General features: G+C 77.3%; 3 protein-coding genes. All 3 read left to right on the forward strand.

Annotated elements, in window-relative coordinates:
* The first annotated feature begins 134 nt into the window (after positions 1 to 134).
* The 3 genes from AC3ERT_RS16585 to AC3ERT_RS16595 are packed head-to-tail and all read left to right on the forward strand — an operon-like array spanning position 135 to position 13017.
* Positions 135 to 3560, forward strand: coding sequence for a non-ribosomal peptide synthetase (locus tag AC3ERT_RS16585; RefSeq protein WP_435175037.1), 3426 nt, complete (start codon positions 135 to 137; stop codon positions 3558 to 3560).
* A complete protein-coding gene (locus AC3ERT_RS16590; RefSeq protein ID WP_435175039.1) occupies positions 3557 to 6913 on the forward strand; it encodes a non-ribosomal peptide synthetase in 3357 nt (1118 codons plus the stop codon). Before AC3ERT_RS16585 ends, AC3ERT_RS16590 begins: the two co-directional genes overlap by 4 nt.
* On the forward strand, positions 6910 to 13017 hold the full coding sequence (locus AC3ERT_RS16595; protein ID WP_435175041.1) for a condensation domain-containing protein: 6108 nt from the start codon (positions 6910 to 6912) through the stop codon (positions 13015 to 13017). Before AC3ERT_RS16590 ends, AC3ERT_RS16595 begins: the two co-directional genes overlap by 4 nt.
* Positions 13018 to 13025: the final 8 nt, after the last annotated feature.

Below are 13025 nucleotides of genomic sequence, written 5' to 3' on the forward strand. Positions count from 1 at the left end.
CACGCCCGGGGCCGCGGCGCACCGCCGTACGCCTCCCCCGTGGCCCGGGCCCCTTGGCTCCGCGCCCTGACCCCACCTCTTGACCCGACCCCTTGACTCCACCCCCTCACCCGAACGGAAGCCGGGAGACAGGCATGACCGACGAACGCTCGCAGGAATCGCCCGGGCAGCACGGGCTGTCCGACGCCAAGCAGCGGCTCCTGGACCGGTGGCTGGCCGGTGCCGCCCGGCCGGAGGGCATCGGCCGCAGCGGCGGGCAGGGGCCGGTGCCGGCCACCGCGGCCCAGCGCCGGATGTGGGTGCACGCGAGGCTGCTGCCCGGCACCGCCGCGTACAACATCGGGCAGGCCGTACGCCTGACCGGACCGCTCGACGTGGTCGCGCTGCGCCGGGTGCTGGCCGAACTGCTGGAGCGCCACGAGGCGTTGCGCACCACGCTCGCCGAAGCCGACGGCGTGGTGCGGCAGGTGGTGGCGCCGTCGCTCGAACTGCCGTGGGCCGAGGCCGACTCCGGGGGCGACCGGAGCGGTGAGGCGGCGTGGATCGGCGCGCTGGACACCGAGCCGTTCGACCTGGAGCTGGGCCCGCTGGTGCGGTTCGGCCTGCTGCGGCACTCCTCGACCGAGCACGTCCTGATGCTGGTGGTGCACCACGCGGTCGCAGACGGGCTGTCGCTCGCGGTGCTGCTGCGTGAACTCTTCACGCTGTACGAGGCGTTCACCTCCGGTCTGCCGAGCCCGCTGCCCGCGCCGCAGGTCACCTACCGGGACTACGCGCGCTGGCGCGAGGAGCGGGAGGCGGGTCCGGAATACGCGGCCCATCTCGCGGCGTGGCGCGAGGAGTTGGGCGGACAGCCGCCGCGGCTGGACCTGCCCGCGGACCGGCCGCGCCCGCAGGTCGCCGGCTCCCGGGCGGTCTCGCACCGCTTCACGCTGGCGCCCGAGGTGTGGTCGGCGGTGCGGGAGTTGGCGCGCGGCCATGACGCGACGCCGTACATGGCGGTGGTGGCCGCGTTCACGGTGCTGCTGCACCGCTACACCGGGCAGCAGGCGGTGCCGGTGGGCTCGGTCGTCCACGGCCGGGAGCGGCCCGAACTGCGGGACGCGGTGGGCTGCTTCGCGGACACGGTGGTGCTGCGCACGCGGGTGGAGCCGGAGCTGCCGTTCGGGGAACTGCTGGACCGGGTGCGGGGCACCTGCCATGACGCGTACGCGCGGCAGGAGGTGTCGCTGGACGCGGTCGCCGCCGAGCTGCGCTGGGACCGTTCGGCCGGTGCCGGGCCGCTGCCGCAGGTGCTCGCGGTGATGCAGAGCCCGCCGCGGGGGGCGCGGGTGGCGGGGCTGCGGGCGGAGCCGGTGGAGCAGGAGGTGGACTCGGCGCGCTTCGACCTGGTGCTCAACTGCTGGGAGGACGGCGGCACGCTGCACGGCGCGGTCACCGGCAACGCCGACCTGTACGACGCGGCGACGGTGGCCAGGACCGCCGGGCACCTGGTGCGGCTGCTGGGCGACGTCGCCGGGCGCGGCGGGCAGGCGGCGGTCGGCGCGCTGGAGGTGGTGCCGGACGAGGAGCGGGAACTGCTGCTGCGCTGGGGCCGCCCGGTGGAGGGCGACGACCCGCTGGTGGACCGGGACCTGGCCGCGCTGGTGCGGGAGGCGGCGCTGCGCGACCCGGGCGCGGTGGCCGTGGAGTGCGGCGGACAGTCCGTCACCTATGGGGAGTTGGAGGCGCGGGCGGCGGCGCTCGCGGCGCGGCTGCGGGCGGCGGGGGCGGGTCCTGACACGCTGGTCGGGGTGCTGCTGGAGCGTTCGGTGGACCTGGTGGTGGCGCTGCTGGCGGTGCTGACGTCGCAGGCCGCGTTCGTGCCGCTGGAGGTGTCGTGGCCGGCGGCGCGGGTCCGGGAGATCACCGAGCGGTGCGGGCTGGCGCTGGTGGTCGGCGCGGCGGACGCGGACCGGCTGCTGGCCGGCAGCGGCGTGGCGGTGGTCCGGCCGGACGCGGACGGCGAAGGCCCGGACGGGGAGGCGGAGTGGGCGCCGTCGGGACCGGCCGACATGGAGCGGATCGCGTACGTGATCCACACCTCGGGCTCCACCGGCACCCCGAAGGGCGTGATGATCCGGCAGCAGGCGATCTGCAACCGGATGCTGTGGCAGATCGGGAAGCTGGGCCTGCGGCCGGACGACGCGGTGCTGCACAAGGCGCCGCTGGGCTTCGACATATCGGTCAACGAGATCTTCCTGCCGCTGGTGGCCGGTGCCCGGCTGGTGGTGGCCGAGCCGGGCGACGACGGCGACGTGGACCGGCTGCTGGCGACGGTCGAACAGCGCGGGGTGACGTTCCTGTACATCGTGGCCTCGATGCTGGATGTGCTGCTGGAGCGGCCCGGCGCGGCGGCCGGGCTGCGTTCGCTGCGGCATCTGTGGTGCGGCGGCGAGGCGTTGACGGCGGATCTGTACGCGCGGTTCCGTGCGGTCTCGCCGGCCCGGATGTACCACGGCTACGGCCCGGCGGAGACGACGATCGGGGTCAGCTGCCGGGTGTTCGAGCCGTCGGAGTCCGCTCGGCGCGTCACCATCGGCCGGCCCAACCCCAACGCCCGGCTGTATGTGCTGGACGCGGCGCTGCGGCCGGTGCCGGTGGGGGTCGGCGGCGAACTGCACGTCGGCGGGCTGCCGTTGGCCCGCGGCTATCTCGGCGACCCGGAGCGGACCGCAGAGTCCTTCATCGCGGACCCGTACGCGGACACGCCCGGTGCCCGGATGTACCGCACCGGGGACCTGGCGCGGTTCACCGCGGACGGCGAGATCGAGTTCCTGGGGCGCGTGGACGACCAGGTGAAGATCCGCGGGTTCCGGGTGGAGCCGGGCGAGGTCGCCGCGGCGCTGGCCCGGCATCCGGCGGTGCGGCAGGCGGCGGTGCTGGCGCGTACGGCGGCGGGCGGCGGGCACGAGCTGGTCGGGTACGCCTCGGTGCGCACCGGTGCGGACGGTGCGCAGGGCGCGCAGGCGCCCGGCGGGGAGGAGCTGCGGGGCTGGCTGGCCGGGCTGCTGCCGGCGCACGCGGTGCCGCGCGCGGTCCTGCTGCTGGCCGACCTGCCGCTGACCACCGCGGGCAAGGTCGACCGCAGGGCGCTGGCCGCGCTGCCGCTGCCGGTCTCCGGCACCGAGGGGGGCTGGACCGCGCCGGCGGCCGGCACGCAGGACGAGGTGGCGCGGATCTGGGCCGAGCTGCTGGAGGTGAAGAAGGTCGGCGCGCACGACAACTTCTTCGACCTGGGCGGCCATTCGCTGCTGGTGGTCCGGGCGCAGACGCTCATCGAGCAGCGGATCGGGGTGAAGGTGCCGCTGCTGACGCTCTTCTCGAACGCGACGGTGGCCCGGCTGGCGGCCTTTCTCGACGCGGGCGGCGGGGCGGGGCCGGGGGGTGAGGAGGCGCCGGGCGAGGCGGGCGCGCAGGCCCGGGCCCGGGCGTTGCGCGGCCGGGAGGCGCTGTCGGCGCGCCGGTCGCGCCGCCCGCAGGGCCGTCCGCAGGTCCCGGCGGCCGGGGAGGGCGCGTGAGGGCCGCCGGGCAGGGCGCGGGGGCGGAGGGCGCCGGAGCGCACACCACCGCAACGGACGGTACGGCCACGGGCGGCGCGTTCCCGCTGACCGACACCCAGCAGGCGTACCTGGTCGGCCGCGGCGACGCCTACCCGCTGGGCAATGTGAGCACGCACGCCTACCTGGAGCTGGAAGGGCCGCTGGAGGTGGGGCGGTTCGTGCGGGCGTGGCGGCTGCTGGTGGACCGGCACGGGATGCTGCGCACCGTGGTGGACCCGGCCCGGCAGGAGCAGCGGGAGCTGGCGGAGGTGCCGGACCCGCCGGTCGAGGTGCTGGACCTGCGGGAGCGTACGGAGCAGGAGGTGGCCGCGGCGCTCGCGTCGGTGCGCGAGCGGCTGTCGCACGAGGTGCGCCCGGCCGGGGTGTGGCCGCTGTTCTCCGTCGTGGTGTGCATGCTGGCGGGCGGCACCTGCCGGGTGCACGTCGGCTTCGACGGGCTGACCGTCGACTGGGCGAGCTGGCACGTGATGTACCGGGACCTGGCCGCCTACTACGACGACCCGGCCGCCGAACTGCCGCCGCTGCCCGTCGACTTCGCGGGCTACCTGCGGCAGCGCGCGGCCCTCGCGGATACGGGGGCGGCGGCGGCGGAGGAGTTCTGGGAGCGGCGGCTGCCGGAGCTGCCCCCGGCGCCCGCGTTGCCGCTGCGGGCCGACCCGGACACCGTGCGCTGCCCGCGCTTCGTGCGCCGTCAGGCCGTGCTCGACCCGGAGACGTGGGCGCGGCTGCGGCGGCGCGGGGCCGCGGCCGGGCTGACCCCGACCGGTGTGGTGCTCGCCGCCTACGCCGAGGTGATCGCCCGCTGGAGCGCCACCGACCGCTTCACGCTCAACGTGCCGAGCATGAACCGCGACCCCTCGGTGCCCGGCGCGGCCGAGCTGGTGGGCGAGTTCGCGTCCTTCACGCTGGTCGAGGCCGACCACGCCGGCGCGGACGGCTTCGCCGTACGCGCCCGGGCGCTTCAGCGGCGGCTGCTGGAGGGGCTGGAGCACGGCGCGGCGGGCGGGGTGCGGCTGCTGCGCCGGCTGACGCGGCTGCGCGGCGGGGAGCGGGCCCGGATGCCGGTGGTGCTGACCAGCACCCTCGCGCTGGCCGAGCCCGAACCGCACGTCCTGGAGCGGTCGTTGCGGCCCGTGTACGGGATCACGCAGACCCCGCAGGTGTATCTGGACGCGCAGGTGGAGGAGCGGCGCGGCAGCCTGGCGTGCAACTGGGACGCGGTGGAGGAGCTGTTCGAACCCGGCGTGCTGGACGCGATGTTCGGGGCGTGGACGTCGCTGCTGCGGCGGCTCGCCGACGACGAGGGGCTGTGGGAGCGGGACGACGTGGGGCTGCTGCCCGCCGGGCAGGCCGCGCGGCGCGAGGCGGCGCAGGGCCCGGTGGTGCCGGTGCCGAGGGAGCTGGTCCAGGACGCGTTCCTGCGGCAGGCCGCGGCCCGCCCGGACGCGCCGGCGGTCGTCAGCGCGTCGGGCACGCTGAGCTACGGCGATCTGCTGGCGCGGGCGGCGCGGCTGGCGCGGCGGCTGCGGGACCTGCCCGGGGTGGCGCCGGGCGCGCTGGTGGCGCTGCTGCTGGAGAAGGGCGAGGAGCAGGTGGTGGCGGCGCTGGGGGTGCTGCTGGCGGGCTGCGCGTATGTGCCGCTGGACCCGGAGTCCCCGCCGGGCCGCCTCGCGCGGCTGATTGAGACGGCCGGGGCCGCGGCGGTGGTCACGCACGGGCCGCCGGCCGGTGCGGTGCCGCCCGGGGCGCGGCCGGTGCTGCGCACGGACGAACCGGCGCGGGCGGATACCGGCGCCGGGCTGCCGCCGTCGGACCGTACGCCGGGCGACCTGGCGTACGTGCTGTTCACCTCGGGCACGACCGGGGAGCCCAAAGGGGTGATGATCGAGCACCGGGGGGTCGTCAACTGCCTGCGGGCGACGGCCGAGCGGTTCGGGCTCGGGCCGGACGACCGGTGCCTGGGGCTGACGGCTCTGCACCACGACATGTCGCTGTTCGACGTCTTCGGCGTGCTGGGCGCGGGCGGCACGCTGGTGCTGCCGAGCCCCGAACGGCGCACCGACCCCGCGCACTGGCTGGAGCTGATGGCCCGGCACCGGGTGACGGTGTGGAACTCGGTGCCCGCGATGATGGAGATGCTGCTCGCGCGGCTGGCCGACACCGGCGGGGCCCGCACCGACGACCCGGCGGCGCTGCGGCTGGCGTTCCTCGGCGGGGACTGGGTGCCGCCGGCGGCCGTACGGGAGCTGGGCGAGCGGTTCCCGGCGGCCCGGGCAGTGTCGGTGGGCGGCCCGACCGAGACCACGCTGTGGAACATCTGGTACGACATCGGGCGGCCCGGCCCGCACTGGACCTCCGTGCCGTACGGCACGCCGATCGCCAACACCCGCTACCACGTGCTGGACAGCGCGCTGCGGGACCGCCCGGACGGCGTCACCGGGGAGCTGTACTGCTCGGGTCCCGGTGTGGCGCGCGGCTACCTCGGCGATCCGCCCGCCGACCGCGCGGCCTTCGTCACCCACCCGCGGACCGGGGAGCGCCTGTACCGCAGCGGCGACCTGGGCCGCTACCGGGCGGACGGCGTCATCGAGTTCGCCGGGCGCGCGGACGGCCAGGTGCAGATCGCCGGGCGGCGGGTGGAGCCGGCCGAGGTGGAGGCGGCGCTCGCGGCGCATCCGGGGGTGGCCCGGGCCGCGGTGGTGCCGGTGCGGCGCGAGGCGGCGGCCGGCCACCGCGGGCTGGCCGCGTTCGCGGTGCCGGCCGGCGGGCGGGCGGCACCCGGCCCGGCGCAGCTGCGGGCCCATCTGGAGGGGCTGCTGCCGGGGTATCTGGTGCCCGGCAGCATCGTGGTCTGCCAGGCGCTGCCGCTGACCGGCAACGGCAAGGTCGACCGGGAGGCGCTGGCGCGTCAGGCGGCGGCCGCTCCCCCGGCCGCCGCACGCGGCGACGACGGCGGCGGGGAGTCCGGCGACCCGCTGGTCGAACTGCTCGCCAGGACCTGGGCCGCAGCGCTCGGGCTGCCCCGCGTCGGGCCGCACGACAACTTCTTCGCGCTCGGCGGGGACTCGCTGGTCGGCGCCCGCATCCTGGCCCGGCTGCGCGACGCCTTCCCCGACGAGCGGCTGTCCCCGCGCGCCCTCATGGCCACCTCGGACGTGGCGGCCATGGCGCGGGTGCTGGCCGAGGAGGAGGCCGAGCCGGGCCGGATGGCGCAGATCGCCGCGGTCCACCTGTATGTGGCCGACCTGTCGCCGGAGGACCTGGACGCGGCGCTGGCGGCCGAGCAGGCGCCGCCGGGGGGCGCGTCGTGACCGGCGCGGCGCCCCCGGACCCGCGCCGGGCCGAGCTGCTGCGCCGTGCCCTGGCCGCCCGCGGCCTTCCCGCCGCGGCGCCGCCGCCCGCCGGTGCCCCGGGCGGGCGGCTGCCGGCGCCGCTGTCCACGGCGCAGCGGCGCATGTGGTTCCTGCACCGGCTGGCGCCGGACGACCCGGCCTACCACCTCACGGTCGGGGTGCGGCTGAGCGGCGCGCTGGACGCCGGGCGGCTGCGGGCGGCGTTCGAGGCGGTCACGCACCGGCACGAGGTGCTGCGGACGGTCTACCGGGGCGACGCCGGCCGGGAGCCGGTGCAGATCGCCGCGCCCGAGGGCACCCCGCTCCCGTTCGAGCAGCGTGAACTGCCGCCCGGCCGGCCGCGCCCGGCGGTCGAGGAGGGCGTCCGGGCGTGGGCGGGGCGGCCGTTCGACCTGGGGCGGGACCTGCCGCTGCGGCTGCTGCTCCTGCGCACCGGTGCGCAGAAGCACCTGCTGTTCCTGACGATCCATCACATCGCCTGCGACGACCTGTCCTGGCAGGTGCTGCTCGGCGAGGTGTCGGCCGCCTACCGCGGCGAACCGCAGGGCCCGCCCGCATCCCGGCAGTACGCGGACTTCGCCCGCTGGGAGGCCGAGGAGCTGTCCGGACCGGCGTACGAGGCGTCCCGCGCGTACTGGCGGGAGCTGCTGGCCGGCCCGCCCGGGACCGTACGGCTGCCCGCCGACCAGCCGCGCCCGCCGGGCCCGCCGAGCCGGGGCGTCCGGCGTCGAGCGGCGGTCTCCCCCGGCGCGGCCGCGCGGATCAGGGAGCTGGCGCGCCGGGCGCGGGCGTCGCCGTACATGGTGCTGCTGGCGGCCGCGGCGCTGCTGCTGCGCCGCTGCGGCTCCACCGGACCGGTGGCGTTCGGCACGCCGGTGGTGCGGCGGCCGCGCCCGGAGTTCGAGCCGCTGGTCGGCAACTTCGGCAACGTGATGGTGTTGCCGGTCGACGTGGGCGGGCCGGGCGGGGAGCCGGAGCCGCGCGCGCTGCTGGAGCAGGTGCGCGAGGTGTGCGCGCAGGCGTACGCGCACCAGCACGTGCCGTACGAGACGGTGGTCGCCGATGTGCGGCCGGACCGGGGCGGCGGCGTGCCGCGGCTGTTCGACGTGATGTTCTCCTACCGTTCGCACCTGCTCGGCGGGCTGGACCTGCCGGGGGTGGAGTGCGCGGAGTACCCGGTCGACCCGGGCACGTCGCGGTTCGACCTGGTGCTCGACGTGGCGGACACCGGCGGGCCGCATGGCAGCGGCGGCAGCGGCGGCATGTCCGTGACCGTCACCGCCCGCGCCGACATGTTCACCGCCGCCACCACGCAGCGCCTGGCCGACCGGTTCGCCGCCCTCGTCGAGGAGCTGGCCGCCGGCGGCGAGCCGGGCGCGACCCCACCACTGCCGACCGGCGAGGGCGCTGTCGCGCGCCCGCGCCGCGAAGGGACGACACCCGCCATGCCCGACACCTCCGCCGCCGCGGGCGGCCCCGCGTACGCGCCCGGCCCTGGCCCTGGCCCTGGCCCCGGCTACGATCCCGACCTCGACATCGCCGTCATCGGCATGGCCGGCCGCTTCCCCGGCGCGGCGAGCCTGGAGGAGTTCTGGGCGGGCCTGGCCGCCGGGCGCGAGGCGGTGTCCTCCTTCACCGCGGAGGAGTTCACCGCCGCCGGCAACGACCCGCGCGAGCTGGACGATCCGGGCCTGGTGCGCAAGGAGGCCGCGGTCGAGGGCATCGAGCTGTTCGACGCGGACTTCTTCGGCTACCGGCCCTCGGAGGCCGAACTCCTCGACCCGCAGCAGCGGTTGTTCCTGGAGTGCGCCTACCACGCGCTCCAGCAGGCCGGCTGCTCCCCGCGCGAGCACCCCGGGCCGATCGGGGTGTACGCGGGCGCGAGCCAGAGCCGCTACTTCCTGGAGCGGGTGCACCCGCACATCGCGGACGCGCCGCGCTCGCTGGCGCTGCTGCCCGCGCAGTCGGCCAACGCGCCGGGCACCTTCGCCACCCGGGTCAGCTACGAACTGGGCCTGACCGGGCCGGGCATCACCGTGGCGACCGCCTGCTCCACCTCGCTGGTCGCGCTGCACCTGGCCTGCCGGGACCTGCTGGACCACGCCTGCGACGTGGCGCTGGCCGGCGGCGCCTGCCTCAACCCCCGCCCGCACACCGGCTACCACCACCTCCCCGACGGCCCGCTGTCGCCGGACGCGCGCTGCCGCGCCTTCGACGCAGGCGCGAACGGCATGTTCCCCGGCGACGGCGTGGGCGTGGTGGTGCTCAAGCGGCTGGCCGACGCCCTCGCCGACGGCGACCCGATCCGGGCGGTCGTCAAGGGCTCGGCGGTCAACAACGACGGCGACCGCAAGGCGGGCTTCTCCGCGCCCAGCGCGGCCGGCCAGCGCGAGGTGATCCTCGCCGCGCACGCCGCCGCGGGCGTCGCGGCGGCCGACATCGGCTACGTGGAGGCCCATGGCACCGGCACCCCGGTCGGCGACCCGATCGAACTGAAGGCGCTGCTGGAGGCGTTCGCGGCCGACCCGGACACCGCGGCGCGGCCCGGCTCCTGCGCGCTGGGCTCGGTGAAGACGAACATCGGGCACCTGGACGCCGCCGCGGGCATCGCCGGGATCATCAAGACCGTCCTCGCGCTGGAGCACGAACTGCTCCCGCCCAGCCTGCACTTCGAGCGGCCCAACCCGCTGATCCCGCTGGAGGGCAGCCCGTTTCGGGTCGTCAGCGAGCCGACCGCGTGGCCGCGCACCCCGGGCGCCCCGCGGCTGGCCGGGGTCAGCGCCTTCGGGATCGGCGGCACCAACGCCCATGTCGTCCTCCAGGAGGCGCCGCCGCGGCCCGCCCCGGCCGCCGGCACCCGCCGCCACCACCTGCTGACCGTCTCCGCCAAGTCGCCGCAGGCGCTGGCCGACAGCGCCGCGCAGCTCGCCGACTGGCTGACCGAGCACCCGGACCTGGCACCGGCCGACGTGGCCCAGACGCTGCGGTCGGGCCGCGAGGAGTTCGACCACCGCCTGGCCGTCACCGCCGCCGACCTGCCGGGGGCGGTGCGGGCGCTGCGGGAGGGCGCCGGCCGCGCCGGCCGGGCGGCCGCGCCCCGCCCGGTGGCGCTGCTCTTCCCGGGCGGGGGCACCCACTTCGCCGGGATGGGCGCCGAACTCGACGGCGTCGAGCCGGTGTTCACCGCGGAACTGGACCGAGCCGCGGCCGTCATGGCCGGCCACGGCCGCGATCTGCGGGCCGAACTGGCGCAAGACGGCGCCGGGTTCGTCGGAGTGGTCGCCACCGGCTACGCGATCGCCCGCCAGTTGGAGGCGTACGGCGTCAGGCCGGTGGCGCTGCTCGGGCACAGCCTGGGCGAGTACACCGCGGCCTGCGTGGCCGGGGTGATGTCGCTCCAGGACGCGCTGCCGCTGGTCGCCGCGCGCGAGCGGCTGATGGCCGAGGCGGGCGGCGCCACGCTGAGCGTGCTGCTCGGCGAGGAGCAGGTGCGGGCCCGGCTGACCGGGAGCCTGTCGGTCGCGGCGGTCAACGGGCCGCTGCACTGCTCGGTGTCGGGCCCGGTGGCCGAGGTCGAGGAGCTGGAGCGGCGACTGGCCGAGGACGGCGTGGACTGCTCGCGGCTGCGGCTGGCCAGCGCCGTGCACTCGGCGCTGCTGGAGCCGGTGCTGCCCCGGTACGCGCAGGCGCTGGCCGGGGTGGCGCTGCACGCGCCGCGCATCCCGATCGTCTCGAACGTCAGCGCCGCGCCGCTGACCGACCAGGAGGCGACCGACCCGGCGTACTGGCTGCGCCACACCCGGCACACCGTCCGCTTCGCCGACGGCCTGGCCGCCCTGCACCGCGAACGCGGCGGCCCGGTCCTGGTCGAGGTCGGCCCGGGCCGCGGCCTGACCCGCCTGGCCGCACTCCAGCTCGGCGACGGCGCCACGGCGGTGCCTGCCATGCGCCACCCCCGGGACGGCTACGGCGACGGCGAGGCGCTGACCGCCGCGCTCGGCGCGGTGTGGGCGGCCGGCGGCACCATCGACCGGCACGCCCCCTACGGCGACCGGCCGCCGCGCCGGGTGCCGCTGCCCGGCTACGCCTTCCAGCGGCGCCGCTTCTGGATCGACCCGCCGCCGCGCGACGCGGCGCCGGCCGGCACGTACCTGGTGCCCGACGGGCTGCACGACCCGGCGTTCGGCCGTGCCCTGGAGCTGGCCGCCGGCGGCAGCCGGCTGCTGGTCGCGGGCGGCGGGCCGGACGAGCCGGCGGCGGCCGTCGCGCACCTCGACCCGGCCGCCGAGTCCGCCGCGCTCGCCGCGGACGACACGCTGCTGCGCGGCCGGATCGCCGTCGCGCACCCGCCGGCCGGCCTGACCAGCGTCATGGACGCCCTGTGCGCCCGCCACATCATGTGCTTCCTGCACCGCGCCGGGGTGCGCACCGCGGGCGGGACCGCCACCACCGCCGGGGAGGTCGCCGCGACCGTCCGCGTCACACCCGGCTACCGGCCGTTCCTCGACGCGATGCTCGCGGTGCTGGCCGAGGACGGGTACGTCACCCGGGACGGTGAGAGGGTCGTCTTCCGCACCCGGCCCGGGGACGCCGCCGACCTCGGCGCGGAGCCCGGCATCGAGGAGCTGGAGGCCCTGGTCCGCTCCCAGTACCCCGACCGCGCCGACGAGGTGGAGCTGCTGCGGCGCTGCGCCGAGCGCTACCCGGACGTGCTGGCCGGCGCCGTCGAGGGGCACCAGGTGCTGGTGCCCGACGGCGAGGGGGACATCTCGCAGGAGGTGGTGGACCAGCGGATCGGCAGCAGCGACGTCGCCGTCCACACCCGGCTGGTGGCGCAGGCGGTGGCCCGCCTCGCCCGGCAGGCGCGCGGCGGGCGGCTGCGGGTCCTGGAGGTCGGCGCCGGGCGCGGCTACCTGACCTGGGACGTCGTCGAGGCGCTGAAGGGCGTGCCGGGCGTGGAGTACCACTTCACCGACCTGGGCCGGTCCTTCGTGCTGGCCGGGCAGCGCACGGCGGCCGAACGCGGCGCGGACTTCATGCGGTTCGGGGTGCTGGACGTCTCCCGCGACCCGGCGCCGCAGGGCTTCCCCGCCGGCGGCTTCGACGTGGTGCTCGCCTTCAACGTGCTGCACGCCACGCCCGACCTGCGCGACACGCTCGGCCATGTCCGGTCCCTGCTCGCCGACGGCGGGCGGCTGTTCCTGCTGGAGGCCGCCGGTCAGCGGCGCCCGTCGATGCTGACCGCGGGCCTCTTCGCGGGCTGGTGGTACTTCCGCGACGACCTGCGCGCGCACTCCCCGCTGCTGCCGCCGGAGGGCTGGCGCGACCTGCTCGGCGAGCGCGGCTTCGAGGACGTGCGGATCTTCCCGCACGAGCCGGGCCTGCTGGCGGCCGCCGACCACGCGCTGCTCACCGCGCGCGCCCCGCTGTCCGACGCCGCCGCCGAACGGGCCGCGCGCATACGGCGGTTGGAGGAGGCCGGCGGCAGCGTCGAGGTCATCGCGCCTGAGGCGGCGCGCGGCCTGACAGCGGCGCTCGGCGCGGTGCTGGACACGCCGGAGCCGGTGGTGCTGCGGCTGATGGAGTCCGCGGACCGCACGCCGGCGGCCGAACGCCCGGGTGAACGCCCGGGTGAACGCCCGGCTTCCGAACACCCGGCTGCCGAAGGTCCGGGCGCCGCGCCGCCCGCGGGGGGCGGGCTGTACGGCGGCGGGACGGCGTTCAACGCCCGCCCGCCGCTGGAGACGCCCTACGTCGAGCCGCGCGACGACCTGGAGCGGACCATCGCCCGCACCTGGGCGGCGGTCCTCGGCGTCGACCGGGTCGGCGTCCACGACGACTTCTTCGACCTGGGCGGCGAGTCCCTGCTCGCCATGCAGCTCGTCACCCGGCTGCGCGAGGAGCTGGACGTGGCGCTGTCCGTGAGGTCCTTCTTCGACGCGGGCGAACCCACCGTCGCGGTGCTGGCCGCGCTGATCGGGCGTTCCCGCGCCGCGGGCCCCGCGCCCGCCGCCATCACCCGGAGCCCGCGCCGGGCCAAGACCCCCACCGCGCAGGAGTGAGAGCCCGT

The sequence above is a fragment of the Actinacidiphila sp. bgisy145 genome, from assembly GCF_057708125.1.

Bases quoted from the DNA above. Each gene is read 5' to 3' on its own strand.
- AC3ERT_RS16585 (WP_435175037.1), top strand. From the start codon at position 135: ATGACCGACGAACGCTCGCAGGAATCGCCCGGGCAGCACGGGCTGTCC.